The following is a 21,669-nucleotide window of genomic DNA, read 5'->3' as shown; positions in this document are numbered from 1 at the left end:
TACCTTATGGTCGTACAGGCTTTGGCTTTTTACCTGTTTGCTACTGTCGCGGTTCTGTCCGCGACTGCGGTTGTGACCGTTCGCAACCCGGTGCATTCGGTACTGCTGCTGATTTTGACATTTTTTAACGCAGCCGGGCTTTTCGTCCTGCTGGGTGCTGAGTTTCTCGCCATGCTGCTCGTCGTCGTCTATGTCGGCGCGGTCGCGGTTCTGTTCCTGTTCGTCGTCATGATGCTCGACATCAACTTTGTCGAGATGCGCGAAGGTTTCCTCAACTATCTGCCGATCGGGGTTCTGATCGCGCTGGTGCTGTTTGTGGAACTGGCCTTTGTCGGCGCGGGCTGGGCTTTGTCAGATGACAAGATCGCCGTTCTGGCGCATCCGACGCCCGCCGGACTGACCAATGTCGAGGCGCTTGGCCAACTGATCTACACCGATTACGCATACATCTTCCAGGCTGCCGGTCTGGTGCTGCTTGTTGCGATGATTGGCGCAATTGTCCTGACGCTGCGTACCCGCGAGGGTGTCCGCCGTCAGAAAATCTCCGAGCAGGTCAAACGCGATCGCGCTGACACGCTTGAAGTCAAAAAAGTTCCGGTCGGTAGGGGGATCTGATGGAAATCGGTCTTGCACATTATTTGACCGTCGCGGCGATCCTTTTCACACTCGGGATCTTTGGCATCTTCATGAACCGCAAGAACGTCATCATCATCATGATGTCGATCGAGCTGATGCTGCTGGCAGTCAATATCAACCTTGTCGCGTTCTCGTCGTTCCTTGGCGACCTCGTCGGACAGGTCTTCACCATCTTCGTCCTGACCGTTGCCGCCGCCGAGGCAGCGATCGGTCTTGCGATCCTGGTGGTCTATTTCCGTAACCGCGGCACGATTGCGGTTGAAGACATCAACATGATGAAGGGGTAAGGCAGATATGTATCCTCTGATTGTATTCCTGCCCCTGATCGCTGCCACGATTGCCGGCATCATTACGCTGGCCGGCGCCATGTCGTCCGCGTCCGGTGCCGAGCATGACAGCAGCCATCATCATGGTGTTTCGACGTCTGATCGCATTTCCCAGCTGATTACGGTGGGCGGTGTCGTTACGGCCTTCATCATTTCGATTTTCGCCTTTGTCGATGTTGCGATTGGCGGCAACCCGGTGACAGTTCAGCTGTTTACCTGGATTTCTTCGGGTAACTTCACGGCTGAATGGGCGCTTCGTTTTGATACGCTGACCTGTGTCATGCTGATTGTTGTGACCGGTGTATCGTCGATGGTGCATATCTATTCCATCGGTTACATGTCGCACGATCCCGACAAGCCGCGTTTCATGGCGTATCTGTCGCTGTTTACCTTTGCCATGCTGATGCTGGTGACTGCCGACAACCTGATCCAGCTGTTCTTTGGCTGGGAAGGGGTGGGGCTTGCGTCCTATCTTCTGATCGGTTTCTGGTATTCCAAGCCGTCGGCATCGGCCGCCGCGATCAAGGCGTTTGTCGTTAACCGTGTCGGTGACTTTGGCTTTGCGCTGGGTATCTTTGCGGTTTATGTCCTGTTCGATAGCGTTCAGTTCGACGTGATCTTTGGCAATGCCGAAGAAGTTGCCGGAACGACGCTTTTGTTCCTTGGTCATGAATTCTCAGCCCTTGAGATCACCTGTTTCCTTCTGTTCATCGGTGCGATGGGCAAATCGGCACAGCTTGGCCTGCATACGTGGTTGCCTGATGCGATGGAAGGCCCGACGCCGGTTTCCGCCCTTATTCACGCGGCAACCATGGTGACGGCCGGTGTGTTCATGGTTGCGCGCCTGTCGCCGATCTTTGAATATGCCGAAACCACGCTTGCGATCATTACCGTTGTCGGCGCATCGACCGCGTTCTTTGCCGCGACCATTGGTTGCGTTCAGAACGACATCAAGCGCGTGATCGCCTATTCGACCTGTTCGCAGCTTGGTTATATGTTCTTTGCGTGTGGCGTGTCGGCCTATTCGGCGGGCGTGTTCCACCTGATGACGCACGGCTTCTTCAAGGCGCTTTTGTTCCTTGGTGCCGGTTCGGTCATCCATGCGATGTCCGACGAGCAGGACATGCGCAAGATGGGCGGCATCTATAAGATGGTTCCGCTGACCTTTGCGGTGATGATGGTTGGTACGCTTGCGATTACCGGTTTCCCGGGGCTTGCGGGCTTCTATTCCAAGGACCTTGTCATCGAAAGCGCGTTTGCCGCACATACCGCGGTCGGGACTTATGCCTTCTGGGCCGGTATCCTGGCGGCACTGATGACGTCGTTCTATAGCTGGCGTCTGATCTTCATGACCTTCTTTGGCACCCCGCGTGCGGACGAGCGGACCATGGCCCATGTCCATGAAAGCCCGGCCGTCATGACGCTGCCGCTTCTGTTCCTGACCATCGGTGCGATCTTTGCCGGCTGGTACGCCAAGGACTGGTTCGGTGGTGGTGACTATGAAGAGATGCTGGCATTCTGGAACGGCGCGATCTTCATGGCCGAAGGTCATCAGGCTCTTGAACATGCACACCATGTTCCGGGCTGGGTCAAACTGGCACCGTTTGTTGCCATGGTATCGGGCTTTGTCATCGCACTTGTGATGTACAAGCTGGTTCCGTCGCTGCCGCGGCAGTTGGCCAATACCTTCAACGGTCTGTATCGCTTTGCGCTGAACAAATGGTACTTCGACGAGCTTTACGACAAGATTTTCGTCAAGCCGGCCTTCTATCTTGGCTATGGCTTCTGGAAATCGGGCGATGGCGCGCTGATCGACGGTGTCGGTCCGGACGGTGTCGCCGCAGCATGCCGTAACATTGCACGTCGCGTCAGCGCCCTTCAGAGCGGTTTCGTCTATCACTATGCGTTTGCGATGCTGATCGGTATTGCCGCCTTGGTGTCTTACACAATTTGGAAGATGGGTTAACGGGCGATGAGCGATTATCCAATTCTTTCGATCGTCACCTTTTTACCGCTGATCGGTGCACTGTTCGTGCTGCTGATCCGCGGGGAAGAGGCGAATGTCGCCCGCAACTCCCGATGGGTTGCTTTGTGGACGTCGGGTTTCACCTTCCTCGCATCGTTGATGCTGTGGGTGAATTTCGATAGCACCACGGCCGATTTCCAGTTCGTTGAAAAAGCCGACTGGATGCCGGGCCTGAACATTTCCTATCACATGGGCGTGGATGGCATTTCGATGCTGTTCGTGCTTCTGGCGACCTTCCTGACGCCGATCTGCATTCTGTCGGCATGGGAAGCAATCCAGAAACGTGTCAAGGAATACATGATCGCGTTCCTGATCCTGGAAACGATGATGGTCGGTATGTTCAGCGCGCTTGACGGTTTGCTGTTCTATCTGTTCTTCGAAGGCGTTCTGATCCCGATGTTCATCATCATCGGTGTCTGGGGCGGTCAGCGTCGTGTTTATGCAGCCTTCAAGCTGTTCCTTTACACGCTGCTGGGTTCCGTTCTGATGCTGGTGGCGCTGCTTGCGATGTATTTCGAAGCAGGCACCACCGACATCCCGACACTGATGGCGCACGGGTTCAGCTATAATATGCAGCTTTGGCTGTGGCTGGCGTTCTTTGCATCCTTTGCCGTCAAGGTGCCGATGTGGCCGGTTCATACCTGGTTGCCCGATGCCCACGTTGAGGCACCGACGGCAGGTTCGGTGATCCTTGCCGGTGTGCTTCTGAAAATGGGTGGTTACGGGTTCCTGCGGTTCTCGTTGCCGATGATGCCGCTGGCGTCGGAAACCTTTGCCCCGCTGGTGTTTACGCTGTCGATTGTGGCGATCATCTATACGTCGCTGGTCGCATTGGCACAGCAGGACATGAAAAAGCTGATTGCCTATTCGTCGGTGGCCCATATGGGGATTGTCACGATTGGTGCCTTCACCTTTAACCAGCATGGTATCGAAGGTTCGATCTTCCAGATGCTGAGCCATGGTGTGGTATCGGGCGCGTTGTTCCTGTGTGTTGGTGTGGTTTATGACCGCATGCATACCCGCGAGATCGATGCGTATGGCGGTCTTGTGCACCGTATGCCGGGTTATGCCGTTATCTTCATGTTCTTTACGATGGCGTCTGTCGGTCTTCCGGGGACGGGTGGTTTCGTTGGCGAAATCCTGGCATTGCTGGGCGCGTTCGAAGCCAATACCTGGGTGGCATTCTTTGCCGCAACCGGTCTGATCCTTGGTGCGGCTTATGCGCTGTATCTCTATCGCCGCATCGTGTTCGGGGCCCTTACCAAGGAAAACCTTAAGTCGATCCTTGATATGAGCCCGCGTGAATGGCTGATCTTTGCACCGCTTGTGATCATCGTTCTGTGGATGGGGGTCTATCCGGTCTCCTTCCTCGACATCATGCATGTTTCGGTTGAACACCTCGTCAACCAGGTCGAAACGGCGCAGGCTGCCGCAGCTCAGGCTGCGCAGCTGGCGGCGAATTGAGGGGAATGAACATGGGAGTTTCTATGCTCAACCTCGGGGCGGCATTGCCCGAAATCTTTATGGCCGTTTCGGCCCTGGCCCTTCTGATGCTTGGCGTGTTTGCCGGTAAGGACAAGGCTTTCCGCACCGTTTCATGGCTTGCGGTTGCAGCCCAGATCATCGCCCTTGTGCTGGTGGTTCTGGGTGACGGCGGGGTGGCGTTCTATGGCCAGTTCACGGCAGATGCCTTTGCCAAATTCACCAAGGTGATGATCCTGATCGGTTCGTCGATTGGTATCGTGATGGCGATGAATTACGCCGAACGCGAAAACATGTCGCGGTTCGAATTCCCGATCCTGATCCTGCTTGCCACGCTTGGCATGATGGCGATGGTATCGGCGACCGACATGCTGTCGCTGTATCTTGGCCTTGAGCTTCAGTCGCTCGCACTTTACGTGATTGCGGCGATCCGCCGCGACACCGTTCGCGCCACGGAATCGGGCCTGAAATACTTCGTTCTGGGGTCGATTGCGTCGGGTATGCTGCTGTATGGCATGTCGATGGTCTATGGCTTTACCGGTTCGACCAACTTTGCCGTTCTGGGCGATGTGATCAGCAATGGCGGCCTTTCGGTCGGGACACTGGTGGGGCTGGCCTTCATGTTTGCCGGTCTGTGCTTCAAGGTTTCTGCGGTTCCGTTCCATATGTGGACCCCGGACGTCTATGAAGGCGCACCGACCCCGGTGACGGCGTTCTTTGCGGTTGCGCCGAAGATTGCCGGTCTGGCGCTGTTTGTGCGTGTTGCGGTTGGCCCGTTTGCCGGTGTTGTCGAAGACTGGCAGCAGATCATCGTTCTGGTGTCGATCCTGTCGATGGCATGGGGTTCGTTCGCGGCGCTTCGTCAGGACAATATCAAACGTCTGATGGCCTATTCATCCATCGGTCACGTTGGTTTCGCGCTGGTCGGTCTTGCGGCCGGTACGGCAGAGGGCGTGCAGGGGATTCTGGTTTATCTGGGGATTTACCTTGTGATGAACCTTGGCACCTTTGCCGTGATCCTGTCGATGCGTCGCAATGACCGCATGGTCGAGGAAATCACCGATCTGGCCGGTCTGGCCAAGACCAAGCCGCTGATGGCGGCGGTGACCGCGATCCTGATGTTCTCGATGGCCGGTATTCCGCCGCTTGCAGGGTTCTTTGGCAAGTTCTATGTGTTCAAGGCGGCGGTTGATGCCGGTCTTGTGACGCTGGCGGTGATCGGTCTGGTGACCTCGGTCGTCAGTGCCTATTACTATCTGCGGATCATCAAGGTGATGTATTTCGACGAGCCGGTCGAAGCGTTCGACAAGAACGGCACCGAGATGAATGTGATCATGGCTGTTGCGACGGTCATTCTTCTGGCTTTCGTCTTCTTCCCGAACCCGTTGATGGATAGTGCCGGCGTTGCCGCGACGGCCTTGCTCGGGCAGTAAGGATGACCAAGCCGACGATCCGGCTTCCTGAAGGTTTTTATCTTCATGAACTGGAAGTGATCGACAGTACGAATGAAGAGGCGAAACGCCTTGCTGATAAGGGCGCCCCAAGTGGCGCCCTTATTTGGGCCCGCCAACAGACATCGGGCAGGGGACGGCGCGGCCGAGCATGGACATCCCCGGTTGGCAATCTTTATTCTTCCCTTTTGTTGCGTCCGGATTGCCCGCTTTTTGAAGCGGCAAAACTGACATTCCTGATTGCGGTTGCCTTGGCCGAGGCGATTGAGCTGGTGACAGGCAATCGGGTAAGGCCGGATTGCAAATGGCCCAACGACCTGATGGTCAATGGCCGCAAGATTTCGGGTATTCTTCTGGAAAGTGCATCGAATAACGGTTCGGAAACCGATTATCTGGTGATCGGAGCCGGGGTGAATGTTGCCTTTTATCCCGATGATGCCGAACGCCCGGCGACGTCGCTTTCAGCACTTGGTGCGCCGGTTTCGGTGGGCGAACTGATTTCGGCCTATGTCGGGCGGGTGGCAGACTGGTTGCCCGTATGGGAAGCGCAGGGCTTTGCCCCGGTGCGTGATGCCTGGCTTCGGCGGGCATACGGGATTGGAGCGCCGGTGATTGCGCGCCTGACCGAAAGGACGCTTGAGGGCATGTTTGTCGGGCTTGATGACGACGGATCGCTTGTTTTAAGAGAAACGGGCGGGATGGAGCATCGCATCGGCGCTGGCGAAGTGTTTTTTAAAGCATAAATAATACGGGACGATAACGGGGAGACGAAACATCATGTTGCTGGCGATTGATGCCGGGAATACCAACATCGTTTTCGCTGTGTTTGACGGCGATACGATCAAGGGGCAGTGGCGCTGTTCAACGACGGTTGAACGCACGGCTGATGAACTTGGCGTGTGGCTGCATCATCTGTTTACCCTGTCGGATGTGCCGAAAGATGCAATTACGGGCGCAATCATCGCAACCGTGGTTCCGGCGGCGGAATTCAGCCTTAAAACCCTGTGCCGACGTTATTTCAATGTCGAGCCGATGGTGGTGGGCGACCCGGCGGTTGATCTGGATATGAAGATCATCATGGACCGGCCAAGCGAGGTTGGTGCCGACCGGCTTGTCAATGCGGTTGCCGCGCACAAGCTTTTTGGCGGGCCGCTTGTGGTTCTGGATTTCGGGACGGCGACCACGTTTGACGTGATTGATGAAGAAGGCAATTATCTTGGCGGTGTGATTGCGCCAGGTGTTAACCTTTCGATCAAGGCGCTGCATATGGCAGCAGCCCAGTTGCCGATGGTCGCCATCGAGGCCCCGCGCAATGTGATCGGCAAGAATACGATCGAGGCGATGCAGTCCGGGGTTTACTGGGGCTATGTTGCGATGATCGAGGGACTTCTGGCGCGCATTCGCATGCAGCAGGGCGTTGATAACATGAAAGTTGTCGCGACCGGTGGTCTGGCACCGTTATTTACCAAGGCGGTTGACGAGATCGAACATCTGCATGGCGATCTGACCATGCTGGGGCTTTTGATGATTTATCGCCGCAACAGCGAAAAATCGAATTAGACTGTTAACCGACATTGACTGTGAAGTGACGCGGGTGCGCCCCGTGATCGTGTTTCTCACCGCTGAAAGACAAGGGTGATCATCCGTGGATTTGTATTTGCCGAAAGACGAATTGCTGTTTGTGCCGCTGGGGGGATCTGGCGAAATTGGCATGAACCTCAATTTGTACGGATATGACGATCAGTGGCTGATGGTCGATATGGGCGTTTCCTTTGGCGAGGAAGGTCTGCCCGGTGTCGATGTTGTCATGCCCGATCCGACCTTTATCGAGGAACGCAAAGACAAACTTCTTGGCCTTGTACTGACCCATGCGCATGAGGATCACCTTGGCGCGGTGCCGTATCTTTGGCCGCGGCTGAAATGCCCGATCTATGCCACCCCGTTTGCCGCCGAATTCCTGAAGGCCAAATTGGCGGAAACCGATTTTGCCGATCAGGTGCCGATCCATGTGATCGAGCTTGGCGGACGGTTCAAAAAGGGGCCGTTTGACATCGAATTCGTCACCATGACCCATTCGATCCTTGAACCCAATGCGCTTGCGATCCGCACCCCCAAGGGGCTTGTGGTGCATACCGGCGACTGGAAATTTGACCCCGAGCCACAGATTGGCGAGGCATCCGACGTCAAGAAGCTTGAGGCGCTTGGCGATGAAGGGGTCATGGCGCTGATTTGTGATTCCACCAACGTCTTTTCCGAAGGCAAAGCCGGATCGGAAGGCGATGTAGCCAAGAACCTGTCGAAACTGTTTGCCGAAACGCCGCAGGGCCGGATTGCGGTTGCGTGCTTTGCGACCAACGTTGCGCGGTTGCAGTCGATTGTTGAAGCGGCACATGAAAACAATCGCTGTGTCGGGTTGGCCGGGCGGTCATTGAACCGTGTGACCGAAGCCGCACGAGCAGTTGGCTATCTGACATCCTATCCGAACCTTCTGACCGATGAAGACGCGATGGAGGTCCCCAAGGATCAGGTATTGCTGATCTGTACCGGGTCGCAGGGCGAACCGCGTGCGGCAATGTCGCGTATTGCCAAGGGCGATCATCCGACCGTGCAGCTTGATCCGGGCGATACGGTGGTGTTTTCGGCGCGCGAAATTCCGGGCAATGAAAAATCCATCGGTTATATCCAGAACCTTTTGATTAGGCGGGGTATCCGCGTGATTACCGCGCGTGATGAGCCGATCCATGTTTCTGGCCATCCGGGGCGGCAGGACCTGGCGCGGATGTATCAGCTTACACGTCCGAAAATCCTTGTGCCGGTGCATGGCGAAACCCGCCATCTGTGTGAACAGGCGGCCCTTGGCGCCGAATGCCAGATCCCCGAACAGGTGATCCCGCATGACGGCACGGTCATTCGCCTGTCGCCGGGCAGCGCGCATGTGATTGGCGTGGCCGAAAGCGGCGTGCTTTGCCTTGATGGCGGGCGGTTGCTGAAACGGGATTCCGATACCATCCGCAATCGCAATCGCATCGTGTGGAACGGTGTGATGTTTGTGACCGTGGTGCTGAACCAGTTTGGCGAGATGGTCGGTGAGCCGATGATTACGGCACCGAGCCTGTTTGACGAGGTCGGCGATGATGTCCGCCTTGATCATTTTGCAGCCGAGATCGGCAACCGGGTTGATCAGCTTGACGATGACGAGGTGCTTGACGATGCGGCGGTGATCCTTGCGATCAGGCAATCCCTGCGTCGTCCGGTGCGTCAGCGGCTTGGCAAGCGGCCAATGATCGAGGTGCATCTTGTGCGGGTGAACGAGCAGGGCTAGGCAGTTTGGGAAGGCGGCATGCGACCAAATGGGCGGTTGTCTTTGTCGTGATGTACATCCTAGATTGGCGGTGATCGGGCAGATCACATTGCAGGAGTAGAACATGATTGGACGGCTGAACCATGTGGCGATTGCGGTGCCGGACCTTGCGGAAGGTATCCGGCTTTATCGTGATGTGCTAGGTGCGAAGGTTTCCGACCCGCAGGACGAACCAGATCATGGGGTGACTGTGGTCTTTGTTGAACTGCCCAATACCAAGATCGAATTGCTCTATCCGCTGGGCGAGGGATCGCCGATACAGGGGTTCCTTGATAAAAACACATCGGGCGGCATTCATCATGTCTGCTATGAGGTTGAGGATATCCTGGCGGCACGTGATCAGCTTCTGAAAAACGGTGCGCGCGTGCTGGGCACGGGGGAGCCGAAGATCGGGGCGCATGGCAAGCCGGTTCTGTTCCTGCATCCCAAGGATTTTAACGGGACGCTTGTTGAGCTTGAACAGGTTTAAGTTTCTTTCCCGCCGTATCGGCCCTTCTTCCCGCAACCAAGAAAAGAGTGCAGCATGAACTGGTTTTCAGCGATCCTTGTTTACATCGTGATCTGGTGGCTGGTGCTGTTCATGGTGTTGCCGTTCGGCGTGAAGCGCGAAGAGAATGTTCAGCCCGGCCATGATAGTGGCGCGCCGCAAAAGCCGCATATGTGGAAGAAGGTTCTGGCAACCAGCCTGATTTCGGCGATTTTGTGGCTGGTGGCGTATTTCGTGATTACCAGTGGCATGATCGAAGTCCGCCCGCCGCAATGATCGGGCGGCGGCATTCAGAAACAAACCCCGCACAATTTGTTGCGGGGTTTTTGTTTGGCCGGACTGCACAAAATGTCGGGGAAGGGGGGCGGAAAAGGCATCAATCGGGAAAAGCCAAAAAAAAAGCAAGATCACAAGGATCTTGCTAAGATGCTATTTTTATAGCTGTTTTCCCGTAATCTTTTTTTGCTTCCTCCTAAGACCTGGGCACTTGGCACAGGTTTTATTTCGACGTCGCGCCTGCTTCTTGTATGCTTATTGGCAACAAAGCCTCCCGCAATTTTATGAGCGGCTGCGATACGTCTTCCGCAACGATCTTGCGCCGTTAGCGGAGGATCAAAAAGCCACATATTTCACTTTTGTGCAAGATGTTTTGACCAAAATTCACAGATGAATCGATGCTGCACCGCACATAAATAGGATGGACCGGCGATATGAAGAGTTTTGTAATGACCCGCCCTATGAAAATCGGGAATTATCCTGTGAATCTCATGGTTTCGATGTTTGTTGCTGGCGTGATCATGACCGGTGCGGGGGGCGTTTTGGCACAAAGCGACTCCCCCTTGCCGGGGCCGACGGCAGGGGAAAATGCCGCGCCGGATGGGGCAGGTGCTGCGGATGCTGAGAAGGCGAAGCCCACCATCACGGTCACGCGGTCGGCCTGTCAGCAACTGGTCAGCCATGTGCCCGATGACGATGTGGCCTATAAGCCCGGTGTGGATGTTTATGGGCGCAAGGTCGCCCCGGCCGATCTGGATGGCGGCAGCCCGATCCTGAATGCGCTGCCCAAGGAAATCGAATTTCCGGTGACGATTGATTTCTTTGAATATGCCGGTATTTCCGTGCCGGACGGGATCAGCGGCGAGTCCAATATCGGCAGGATTACCTATCGCAACGGGCGGGTGTATTTCAATGATATCCCGCTTGGCAACGAGGCGGGGCAGGATGAATTGGCCGCGGCGTGCCGGGCGGCAGGGTTCCGTTAAGGTTGTACCTGAAAAAGCCCGTGTGTCTTCGCAAACCTGCCACGATTGGCCGCTAGATCACCCGTTACCGATATAAAGCAAGTTCCGGCTTGCGTTTCGGGCTGTGCTGTCGCATTTTCCGGGCAAGGTCTTTTGTATACCTGATATTTTTCAGCTTTGATCATCACGAGGCATTGATGCGTCTTTCCCAGTTCTTTCTGCCGACCCTCAAGGAAACGCCGGCAGAAGCACAGATCGCTTCCCATCGACTGATGCTGCGTGCCGGTATGGTGCGCCAGCTTTCAGCAGGGATTTATTCCTGGCTGCCGCTTGGCTATCGCGTGCTTAAAAAGATCGAACAGATCGTGCGCGAAGAGCAGGACGCGATTGGCTTTAACGAATTGCTGATGCCGACCATCCAGCCAGCCGAGCTTTGGCAGGAAAGCGGGCGGTATGAGGATTACGGCCTTGAGATGCTGCGCATTACCGACCGTCATGATCGTAACATGCTGTTCGGGCCGACCAACGAGGAAGCGATCACCGATATCTTCCGCAAGGATGTCCGGTCCTATAAGCAGCTTCCGCAGATGCTCTATCACATTCAGTGGAAATTCCGCGACGAGATCCGCCCGCGCTTTGGCGTGATGCGGGGGCGCGAATTCCTGATGAAGGATGCGTATTCGTTCGATATCGATTACGAAAGTTCGCGGCACGCCTATAACAAGATTTTCCTGGCTTATTGCCGGACCTTTGCACGACTTGGCGTCAAGGCGATCCCGATGGTGGCCGATACCGGCCCGATTGGCGGCGACCTTAGCCATGAATTCATCATTCTGGCGGAAACCGGCGAAAGCGAAGTGTTCTGCGACAAGAAGTGGCTGGACAAGGACCTGACGGGCAAGGGTGTTGATCTGAATGATCGTACCGGGCTTGAAAACTGGGTCCAGACGACGCTTGAAGATTATGCCGCGACCGAAGACAAGCATGATCCGGCCAACAGCCCGATTTCCGGTGACGACATGATCGCGACGCGCGGGATCGAAGTTGGCCATATCTTCCATTTCGGGACCAAATATTCCGAACCGATGGGTGCGACCGTGCTTGGCCCGGATGGCAAGGAAGTACCGGTACAGATGGGGTCCTACGGCATCGGCGTTTCGCGCCTTGTTGGTGCGCTGATCGAGGCATCGCACGACGAAAACGGCATCATCTGGCCGGAATCGGTTGCACCCTACAAGGTTGGCCTGATCAACCTTCGGACCGGGGATGATGAATGCGATGCGGCGTGCGAAGATGTTTACGCCAAGCTGCATAATGCCGGTATCGAAGTGCTTTATGATGACCGCGACATTCGCGCGGGCGGCAAGTTTGCCGATATGGACCTGATCGGTCTGCCGTGGCAGATCGTGATTGGCCCGAAAGGCATCAAGGCCGGTGTGGTCGAGCTTAAAAACCGCAAATCGGGCGAGCGGACGGAAGTCACGCTTGAGGCGGCACTTAACCAGATTGGCGCCTGATTACGACTTTGCAAACGGGGCAGCCTTGGCTGCCCCGTCCTGATTTCCGGAATTCTTTCCGACACGCTTCCACGAGGATCTTTTGCGCATGTTCAGTCCGTTCGAACGTCTGGTGGCTTTCCGCTACCTGCGTCCCCGTCGGCAAGAGGGCTTTGTTTCCGTCATCGCCATCTTTTCGCTGCTTGGCATCATGCTGGGCGTTGCGACCCTGATTATCGTCATGTCGGTCATGAACGGGTTCCGGGCCGAATTACTTGGACGTATTCTGGGGCTGAACGGACATATATCGGTTTACGCGCAAAGCCCCGATGGCCTGCCCAATTATGATGCGATTGAAAAGAAGATCGCGGAAACCGGCAATGTGACCCTTGTGACCCCGGTGGTCGAGGGGCAAGTGCTGGCATCGAATAACGGCCGGTCAACCGGGGCCATCGTGCGCGGGGTCCGTGCCGAAGACATCGCCAAGCGCAAGACGATTGCCGATAACATCGTTTTCGGATCGCTTGATGATTTCAAGGGGGACGATAGCGTGATCATGGGCGCGCGTCTTGCCATGAAACTTGGCGTCGGGGTGGGGGATAATGTCAATCTGATCTCGCCCAAGGGCAACGTGACGGCGTTCGGGTCCGTGCCGCGCGTGCGAGCCTATAAGGTGGTCGGGCTGTTTGATATCGGCATGTATGAATATGACAGCGGCTTTATCTTCATGCCGCTTCAGGCCGCACAGATTTATTTCCGCCTGCCGGAAAAAATCAGCCATTTTGAAGTGATGCTTGAAGACCCGTCACGCCTGTCATCAAGCATGAACGACCTGTTGTCGAACCTTTCGGGAGAGCAGCTTCGGCTGGTCAATTGGCAGCAGTCAAATTCCGGGTTTTTCAATGCATTACAGGTCGAACGTAATGTGATGTTCCTGATCCTGACACTGATTATTCTGGTGGCGGCATTCAACATCATTTCGGGCATGGTGATGCTGGTGAAGGACAAGGGACGCGATATCGCGATCCTGCGGACCATGGGGGCGACACGGTCATCGGTGATGCGCATCTTTTTCCTGGCAGGGGCATCCATCGGGGTGCTTGGCACGTTAAGCGGCCTGATCCTTGGCGTTTTGTTCTGCCTGAATATCGAAAATATCCGCCAGTTCATCCAGACCCTGACGGGGACCGATCTGTTTAATGCGGAAATCTATTTCCTGTCGCAGCTCCCGGCAGACATGGATATCAGCGAAGTGGTGCTGGTTTGTGTGATGTCGCTTAGTCTGTCGTTCCTGGCGACGGTTTATCCGGCATGGCGTGCATCGCGCCTCGATCCGGTGGAGGCCCTTCGTTATGAGTGACATGATCAAGACAACCGCCAGGGAGCGGGCGCAGAAAGTCGTGTTGCGGCTTGAAAAGATTGATCGGGTGTTCAATCAGGGCCCCGATCAGCTTGAAATCCTGAAATCCGTCGATCTGGAAATCCATCAGGGCGAGATCGTCGCCCTTGTCGGGCCGTCGGGGGCGGGTAAATCGACGCTGCTTCAGATTGCGGGGCTGCTTGAAAAGCCCGATGGCGGCATGGTTTCGATTGGCGGAAAACGCAGCACGGATCTTTCCGATCTGGCGCGCACCGAAATGCGCCGCAAGCATATCGGGTTCGTGTATCAGTATCATCATCTGCTGCCGGAATTTTCGGCGATTGAAAATGTCGTCATTCCGCAGATGATCAATGGCCTGAAACGGGCGGATGCAACCGAACGCGGGCTTGAACTGCTGCGCTGTCTTGGGCTGGAGAAACGGGCAGAACATCGCCCGGCACGCCTTTCAGGCGGGGAACAGCAGCGCGTGGCGATTGCGCGTGCGCTTGCCAATGTGCCCGATGTGCTGTTTGCCGACGAGCCGACCGGCAACCTTGATCCGCATACGGCGGAAACGGTGTTCGGGATGTTGATGACGCTGGTGCGCGAAACCGGTCTGGCGTCGCTGATTGCGACCCATAACCCGGAACTGGCGCGCCAGATGGACCGGGTTGTGACCCTGCGTGACGGGCATCTGGTTGAACTTGATCCCGATACTCTTTCGTAATCCGTCGAAATTCTTTAAGTTGGCAGAGCATCGCGCCCCGGAGTGATCCGGGGTGGCCGGTTTCCTGCCTTTGCCATTTATCGTCCGGGATTTTCTGCAATGGAAAACGGTTTCGTCCATCTTCGTGTTCACACCAACTATTCGCTTGCCGAAGGTGCCATCACGACGAAGGAACTGGCAAAGCTGTGCGAGGCGGATGGCCAGCCCGCGGTTGCGATGACCGATACCAACAACATGTTCGGCGCGCTCGATTTTTCAGGGGTGATGAGCGGGTCGGGTATCCAGCCGATTCTTGGCGTGCAGATCGGGGTGGAACGGTTTGGCGATCAGCCGGTGATCGGCAAGATTTCACGCGAACCGGACCCGGACAATCTGGTACTGATTGCGAAGAATGACCGGGGGTATTTCAACCTTCTTAAGATCGTGTCACGCGCGCATATGACCAGTGAAGCGGGCAGTGAGCCCAAGGCGCTTTATGATCATATCGAAAAATACAGTTCCGACATCATCTGCCTGACCGGCGGGCCGACCGGGCCGTTGGCACGATTGATTGCCGAGGAGCAGCACGAGGCGGCGAACGATTGCCTGAACAAGCTTTCGGGGATATTTGGCAACCGGCTTTATATCGAATTGCAGCGCCATGGCGAACCGATCGAAGAAAAGGTCGAGCCGGGGCTGATCCGGCTGGCCTATGAGCATAATATCCCGATGGTCGCGACCAATGACTGCTTTTTCCCCAAGGCGGAAATGTATGAAGCCCATGATGTGTTCATCTGCATCGGGCAGGGCGCGGTTGTGGGGCAGGAAGACCGGTGGCGTTTAACGCCCGAACACCGGTTTAAAACCGCCGCCGAGATGCGCGATCTTTTCGCCGACATTCCCGAGGCCTGCGACAATACGCTGGCGATTGCCAAGCGGTGTTCGTGGCATGTCGAAAAGATCGACCCGATCCTGCCGCCATTTGATTGCGGCGAAGGCCGCACCGAGGTCGATGAGCTGCGCCATATGTCCGAGGAAGGCCTTAAAGGCCGCCTTGCGAAATATGTCTTTACCGAGGACATGACGGACGCGCAGAAGGAAGAAATCGCCAAACCTTATTGGGAGCGCCTTGAATACGAGCTTGGCATCATCAATCAGATGGGGTTTCCGGGCTACTTCCTGATCGTTGCGGACTTTATCCAGTGGGCGAAGGACCATGAAATCCCGGTGGGGCCGGGGCGTGGTTCGGGTGCAGGGTCGCTTGTTGCCTATGCACTTCTGATTACTGATCTTGATCCGTTGCATTTCTCGTTGCTGTTTGAACGCTTCCTGAACCCGGAACGTGTTTCCATGCCCGACTTTGACGTCGATTTCTGTCAGGACCGGCGCGGCGAGGTGATTGAATATGTTCAGCGCAAATACGGACATGACCGTGTGGCGCAGATCATCACATTCGGTAAGTTGCAGGCAAAGGCCGCAGTGCGCGACGTTGGCCGCGTGTTGAGCATCCCGTATGGCTATGTCGATAAAATCTGTAAGATGATCCCGGGTGATCCGGCCAAGCCGATCCCGCTTAAGGAAGCCATCGACATGGAGCCGGACCTGCGCCGGATTGCGCGCGAAGACCCGGATATTGACCGGCTGCTTTCCATCGCGATGCAGATCGAGGGGCTTTATCGTAACTCGTCCACCCACGCCGCCGGGGTGGTGATCGGCGACCGCGACCTTGATGAACTGGTGCCGCTGTATCGTGATCCGCGGTCCGATATGCCGGTGACCCAGTTCAACATGAAATATGTTGAAAATGCCGGTCTGGTGAAGTTCGACTTCCTTGGTCTTAAGACTTTGACGGTGATTATCGAGGCCGTCAATCTGATGCGGCTTCGTAAAGACGTCCCGCAAGACTTTGATATCAGTGCCATTCCCCTTGATGATCGGGTGGCGTTCAAGCTGCTTTCGGCGGCCGAGACGGTCGGTGTGTTCCAGCTTGAATCCCAGGGCATGCAGGATGTTTTGCGCGGCCTGAAGCCCGATACGATTGAAGATATTATCGCTGTCGTGGCGCTGTATCGTCCGGGGCCGATGGACAATATCCCGCATTACATCGCGCGTAAGCATGGTCTGGAAGAGCCGGATTACATGCACCCGATGTTGCAGCCGATCCTCGAAGAAACCTATGGCATCATGATCTATCAGGAACAGGTCATGCAGCTTGCCCAGACGATGTCGGGCTATTCGCTTGGCGGTGCAGACCTTTTGCGTCGTGCGATGGGTAAAAAGATCGCCGAGGAAATGGAATTGCAGCGCTCTCTGTTTGTTGACGGGGCGGAAAAGAACGGGGTGCCGCGCGGGCAGGCATCGGACATTTTCGATCAGGTGGCCAAGTTCGCATCCTATGGCTTTAACAAATCGCACGCGGCGGCCTATGCACTGGTGGCGTATCAGACAGCGTATCTCAAGGCGAATTATCCGGTCGAATTCATGGCCGCGCTGATGACGCTTGATATGCACAACACCGAAAAACTTGCGATTTTCAAGCAGGAGGTCGAACGCCTGGGCATCGAAATCCTGCCGCCCTGCATCAATAATTCGCAAGTGGCGTTTTCGGTCGAAAATCATGATGGGGTGCGCAAGATCCGTTATGCACTGGCGGCCGTGCGCAACGTTGGTGATGCGGCAATGGAAAGCCTTGTGGCGGAGCGCGAGGCCAATGGCCCGTTCCGGGACCTGACCGATTTTGCATCGCGCATCGATAGCCGTGCGGTCAATAAACGGTTGCTTGAAAACCTTGTGCGGGCAGGCGCGCTTGATTGCCTGACGACAAACCGCAAGGTCATGTTCGAGCATGTCGACCGGGTGATGGCGGTTGCCCAGCGCGAAATGCAGGCGCGCAACAATGACCAGATTTCGATGTTTGGCGAGGATACCGGATTTGGCAAGGATGCCATACGGTTGCCCGATGAACGCGACTGGGTGCCGATGGAAAAACTGACCGAGGAATTTTCGGCGATTGGTTTTTACCTGTCGGCGCATCCGCTTGATACCTTTGGCAAAAGTCTTCAGCGGATCGGTATTGCGCCGATCAAGGAGCTTCCTGCCCGTATGCGTGCCCAGAACAAGGGATCGATCAAGCTTGCCGGGACGCTGATCAATGCGCGTGAAATGATTTCGAAGAAAAACGGATCGAAATTCGCCTTCGTGATGTTTTCCGATCCGACGGGCAGCTTTGAAGTCGCCTTCTGGGCCGAGGCATGGGCGGCCTATAAGGAAATCATCAATGCCGGGCGGCCAGTATTGCTTGTGGTGGCGGCCGAAATGCGCGAAGGGCAGCTTCGCATTCAGGGGCAGAAGGTCGAAGACCTTGAGCATGCCGTTTCCGGGGCAGCCGAGGGCATTCGCATTCGCCTGAACCGTCCTGATCCGGTGGTGGAAATCCGCGAACTGCTTGAAAAAGCGGGGAAAGGGCGCGGTCTGGTCAGTCTTTCGACTGTCTGTGCCGATGGCCGTATTGCCGAGGTCGAGCTTGAAGATACCTATAAGGTCGGACCGTCGCTTATCGGGGCGGTCGGGGCCATTCCGGGTGTCGAACTGGCCGAGGAAATCTGATTGGTGCGTGTGCTGTGAAATTGTGATCGTGCTTCGGGTTCACTTTCACGCGGTTTGAGCGTACTTTAAGGCTTGCATTCTTTGCAGGAGGGGGCTAAAACCCGCCCCGAACATCGCACGCGGGAGCGTGGCGAATAATGCGTTATGCGGAAATTCGTCCATCCGGTGTTTCACGCAAGACGGCGTGAAATTCCCTTCCGCGGAGGTATTAACCGGAAAAAGGTAGGAATTTATCATGGCTTTGCCAACCTTTACCATGCGTCAGCTGATGGAAGCTGGCGTCCACTTTGGTCACCACACCCGCCGCTGGAACCCGAAGATGAAGCAGTTCATCTTTGGCGCACGCAACGACATTCACATCCTGAACCTTCAGGAAACCGTTCCGATGCTGCATCGTGCGATGCAGGCGGTTCGTGACGTCACCGCTGGTGGTGGTCGCGTTCTGTTCGTCGGTACCAAGCGTCAGGCTTCGCCGGTCATCGCAGAAGCTGCAAAGCGTTGCGGTCAGTACTATGTGAACCATCGCTGGCTCGGCGGTATGCTGACCAACTGGAACACCGTTTCCAACTCGATCAAACGCCTGAAAGAACAGGAAGAAATCCTGTCTGCCGGCGCAGAAGGTCTGACCAAAAAAGAAATCCTGAACCTGACCCGTTCGCGCGACAAGCTTGAACGCGCGCTTGGCGGGATCAAGGACATGGGTGGTCTTCCCGACATCATCGTCGTGGTCGATACCAACAAGGAAGCGCTTGCTGTTCACGAAGCCAAGAACCTGAATATTCCGGTTGTTGCTATTCTGGACACCAACTCGGATCCGGCAAACGTTGCATACCCGATCCCGGGTAACGACGATGCAATCCGTGCGATCCAGCTGTATTGCGACCTGTTCGTTGGCGCAGTTCTGGACGGTATCCAGCAGGAAATGACTGCTTCTGGCGCGGACCTCGGTGAATCCGAAGAAGTCCCGGCTGAAGCCGCTGCTGTTGAAGAAGCCGCACAGGAAGCAGCTTCCGCATAAGTTTCACTTTGTACCTGATGAAACGGCGGCTAGCATGCCGCCGTTTCTTTAGGTGTTCACTGATCGCGTAATAGGGGCTTTAAAAATGGCTATTACCGCTGCTCTGGTTAAAGAGCTTCGCGAAACCACCGGCGCTGGCATGATGGATTGCAAAAAGGCGCTGTCCGAAACCGAAGGTAATCTTGAAGCTGCTGTTGACTGGCTTCGTACCAAAGGTCTTGCTGCTGCTGCCAAGAAAGCAGGCCGTGTCGCTGCGGAAGGTCTGGTGGGTGTTGCTGTTAACGGTACTTCCGGTGCCGTTGTCGAACTCAACTCCGAAACCGACTTCGTTTCGCGTAACGAAGACTTCCAGAAATTCGTCGCAGAAATCGCAAACCAGGCCGTTTCGGCCAATGGTGATATCGATGCGCTGAAAGCAACCCCGTTCCCGGGTACGTCGCGCAACGTCGAAGAACAGGTTACCCACATGATCGCCACCATCGGCGAAAACATGAACCTGCGTCGTTCGGCTGGTATCTCTGTCGAGAAGGGCGCTGTTGCGTCCTACATCCATTCCGCGATTGCGCCGAACCTCGGCAAAATCGGCGTTCTGGTTGCGCTTGAATCCGAAGCGGATGCGAGCGTTCTTGAAGGCCTTGGCAAACAGATCGCAATGCATATTGCTGCAACCAACCCAGCTTCGGCCACGGTTGACGATCTGGATCCGGAACTGGTCGAGCGCGAGAAATCCGTTCTGACCGAACAGGCCAAAGAATCGGGCCGCCCGATTGAAATCATCGAAAAGATGATCGAAGGTCGTATCCGTAAATATTACGAGCAGGTCGTTCTGGTTGAACAGACCTTCGTAATTGACGGCGAAAGCAAAGTCAAAGACGTGATTGCAAATGCTGCTAAAGACGCTGGCAAGCCGATCACCCTTAAGGGCTTTGTGCGCTTCGAACTCGGTGAAGGCATCGAGCGCGAAGAAAAAGACTTTGCTGCAGAAGTTGCTGAGCAGCTTAAGAAATAAACATCTGATCGAAATGGTGCGTCGCGTGCCATTTCGTGTATGATCCCAGACCGGCGAGGTCGGCAGCGCATAATCGCCCTGTTACTCGCCGGTCTTTTTATATCTGAATTTTGCTGAACCGGGTTTCGGGACAGTTTGAAATATCGGCAGTAAGAGGCAATCCAACATGGCAGAAAACGGCCAACTGAAATTTCGTCGTGTCCTTCTGAAACTTTCGGGTGAGGGGCTTCTGGGAAAACAGCAATACGGGATTGATCCCGAGACGGTTGACCGGATCGCAAGCGAAATCAAAGCCGTTCATGACATGGGTGCCGAGGTTTGCATGGTGATTGGCGGAGGGAACATCTTCCGCGGGGTCAAGGGTGCCTCCCAGGGCATGGAACGTGCCACGGCCGACTATATGGGCATGTTGGCCACCATCATGAACGCACTGGCCGTTCAGAACGCGCTTGAGCGGCACGGGGTCCAGACCCGTGTGCAGTCGGCCATTCCGATGTCATCGGTCTGTGAGCCCTATATCCGCCGTCGTGCGGTGCGCCACATGGAAAAGGGCCGGGTGGTGATTTTTGCGGCCGGGACCGGCAACCCGTTCTTTACCACCGATACGGCAGCAGCACTTCGCGCGGTTGAAATGGGCTGTGACGCGTTGCTTAAGGGGACGCAGGTTGACGGCGTTTACACCGCCGATCCTAAGATCGACCCGACCGCGGAACGCTATGATTCCCTGACCTATATGGACGTTCTTGCCAAAGATTTGCGTGTCATGGATGCATCGGCTATTTCTCTGGCACGAGAAAATGATATTCCGGTTATTGTATTTTCTTTGCATAATCCCGGCGCCTTTGCCGATGTGGTTTGTGCAAAAGGTAAGTTTACGATTATTTCGAATGGAGACTAAAGGTGTCTGACGTTGCTGGCCTAAAAAAGGACCTTGCCCGCCGTATGGAAGGGGCTGTTGAAGTTTTGCACAAGGAATTTACCGGACTTCGGACCGGGCGTGCCAGTGCAAGCCTTCTAGAACCGGTCATGGTTGAAGCCTACGGCGTGCCGACCCCGCTTAACCAGGTTGCGTCTGTCAGTGTTCCGGAATCGCGGATGCTTTCGGTACAGGTCTGGGACAAGAGCATGGTTAAATCGGTCGAAAAAGCGATCCGTGACTCGGGCCTTGGCCTGAACCCGGCGGCCGACGGGACGCTTGTTCGGGTGCCGATCCCGGCATTGAACGAGGAACGTCGTGCGGAGCTGTCCAAGGTTGCCGGAAAATATGCCGAGCAGGCCAAGATTTCGGTTCGTAACGTCCGCCGTGACGGTATTGACCAGATCAAAAAATGGGAAAAAGACAGCGTGATCTCGAAAGATGACCTCCATAACGAGGAAAAAGAGATCCAGAAGCTGACCGACAAGGTTATCAGCGAGATCGACGAAGTGCTTGCCCATAAGGAACAGGAAATCATGCAAGTCTGA

At 55.6% G+C, this 21,669-nt stretch carries 19 protein-coding genes; all 19 read left to right on the top strand.

The features are described 5' to 3' along the window. Window positions 1-6 precede the first annotated feature (6 nt). A complete protein-coding gene (locus P8T57_RS20005; RefSeq protein ID WP_007089415.1) occupies window positions 7-615 on the top strand; it encodes an NADH-quinone oxidoreductase subunit J in 609 nt (202 codons plus the stop codon). Beyond that, window positions 615-923, top strand: coding sequence for an NADH-quinone oxidoreductase subunit NuoK (gene nuoK / locus P8T57_RS20000; protein ID WP_007089416.1), 309 nt, complete (start codon window positions 615-617; stop codon window positions 921-923). The genes P8T57_RS20005 and nuoK overlap by 1 nt, the downstream gene beginning before the upstream one ends. 7 nt (window positions 924-930) lie before the next feature. After that, a complete protein-coding gene (gene nuoL / locus P8T57_RS19995) occupies window positions 931-2,928 on the top strand; it encodes an NADH-quinone oxidoreductase subunit L (protein ID WP_037991317.1) in 1,998 nt (665 codons plus the stop codon). Window positions 2,929-2,934: 6 nt separating this feature from the next. Next, window positions 2,935-4,452, top strand: coding sequence for an NADH-quinone oxidoreductase subunit M (locus P8T57_RS19990; RefSeq protein ID WP_007089418.1), 1,518 nt, complete (start codon window positions 2,935-2,937; stop codon window positions 4,450-4,452). A gap of 11 nt (window positions 4,453-4,463) precedes the next feature. Continuing rightward, window positions 4,464-5,903 (top strand): NADH-quinone oxidoreductase subunit NuoN, encoded by a 1,440-nt coding sequence (gene nuoN, locus P8T57_RS19985; RefSeq protein ID WP_071239929.1) that lies wholly within the window; start codon window positions 4,464-4,466, stop codon window positions 5,901-5,903. Between the two features lie 2 nt (window positions 5,904-5,905). After that, entirely contained in the window at window positions 5,906-6,664 is a 759-nt protein-coding gene (locus P8T57_RS19980) for a biotin--[acetyl-CoA-carboxylase] ligase (RefSeq protein WP_007089420.1), read from the top strand. A gap of 34 nt (window positions 6,665-6,698) precedes the next feature. Beyond that, window positions 6,699-7,481 (top strand): type III pantothenate kinase, encoded by a 783-nt coding sequence (locus P8T57_RS19975; protein ID WP_007089421.1) that lies wholly within the window; start codon window positions 6,699-6,701, stop codon window positions 7,479-7,481. Window positions 7,482-7,566: 85 nt separating this feature from the next. Continuing rightward, window positions 7,567-9,243 carry a ribonuclease J gene (locus P8T57_RS19970; RefSeq protein WP_341364089.1) on the top strand — a complete coding sequence of 559 codons (1,677 nt, stop codon included), beginning with the start codon at window positions 7,567-7,569 and terminating at the stop codon, window positions 9,241-9,243. A gap of 103 nt (window positions 9,244-9,346) precedes the next feature. Further along, a complete protein-coding gene (gene mce, locus P8T57_RS19965; protein ID WP_037991302.1) occupies window positions 9,347-9,751 on the top strand; it encodes a methylmalonyl-CoA epimerase in 405 nt (134 codons plus the stop codon). 54 nt (window positions 9,752-9,805) lie between these two features. Continuing rightward, a complete protein-coding gene (locus P8T57_RS19960) occupies window positions 9,806-10,045 on the top strand; it encodes a DUF1467 family protein (protein ID WP_007089424.1) in 240 nt (79 codons plus the stop codon). A 491-nt stretch (window positions 10,046-10,536) separates the two neighbouring features. After that, the gene (locus P8T57_RS19955) at window positions 10,537-11,031 is read left to right on the top strand and encodes a hypothetical protein (protein ID WP_240478852.1); all 495 of its coding nucleotides are present in this window, start codon (window positions 10,537-10,539) and stop codon (window positions 11,029-11,031) included. 176 nt (window positions 11,032-11,207) lie between these two features. Beyond that, window positions 11,208-12,527, top strand: coding sequence for a proline--tRNA ligase (proS, locus tag P8T57_RS19950; protein WP_007089426.1), 1,320 nt, complete (start codon window positions 11,208-11,210; stop codon window positions 12,525-12,527). An 88-nt stretch (window positions 12,528-12,615) separates the two neighbouring features. After that, window positions 12,616-13,866 carry a lipoprotein-releasing ABC transporter permease subunit gene (locus P8T57_RS19945; RefSeq protein ID WP_007089427.1) on the top strand — a complete coding sequence of 417 codons (1,251 nt, stop codon included), beginning with the start codon at window positions 12,616-12,618 and terminating at the stop codon, window positions 13,864-13,866. Continuing rightward, window positions 13,859-14,593 (top strand): ABC transporter ATP-binding protein, encoded by a 735-nt coding sequence (locus P8T57_RS19940; protein WP_341364088.1) that lies wholly within the window; start codon window positions 13,859-13,861, stop codon window positions 14,591-14,593. The genes P8T57_RS19945 and P8T57_RS19940 overlap by 8 nt, the downstream gene beginning before the upstream one ends. Window positions 14,594-14,692: 99 nt before the next feature. Next, a complete protein-coding gene (gene dnaE, locus P8T57_RS19935; protein ID WP_341364087.1) occupies window positions 14,693-18,178 on the top strand; it encodes a DNA polymerase III subunit alpha in 3,486 nt (1,161 codons plus the stop codon). A 235-nt stretch (window positions 18,179-18,413) separates the two neighbouring features. After that, on the top strand, window positions 18,414-19,196 hold the full coding sequence (rpsB, locus tag P8T57_RS19930) for a 30S ribosomal protein S2 (protein WP_007089431.1): 783 nt from the start codon (window positions 18,414-18,416) through the stop codon (window positions 19,194-19,196). 85 nt (window positions 19,197-19,281) lie between these two features. Next, window positions 19,282-20,205, top strand: coding sequence for a translation elongation factor Ts (tsf, locus tag P8T57_RS19925; RefSeq protein WP_007089432.1), 924 nt, complete (start codon window positions 19,282-19,284; stop codon window positions 20,203-20,205). A gap of 166 nt (window positions 20,206-20,371) precedes the next feature. Beyond that, entirely contained in the window at window positions 20,372-21,103 is a 732-nt protein-coding gene (gene pyrH, locus P8T57_RS19920) for a UMP kinase (protein ID WP_037991293.1), read from the top strand. A 44-nt stretch (window positions 21,104-21,147) separates the two neighbouring features. Continuing rightward, window positions 21,148-21,669, top strand: coding sequence for a ribosome recycling factor (gene frr / locus P8T57_RS19915; protein WP_215905855.1), 522 nt, complete (start codon window positions 21,148-21,150; stop codon window positions 21,667-21,669).

It is taken from the genome of Thalassospira sp. SN3W (assembly GCF_038070535.1).
Lineage (GTDB): Bacteria > Pseudomonadota > Alphaproteobacteria > Rhodospirillales > Thalassospiraceae > Thalassospira > Thalassospira xiamenensis.
The sequence above is the reverse complement of the archived record's forward strand: the minus strand, read 5'-3'. Positions and strand labels throughout refer to the sequence as shown.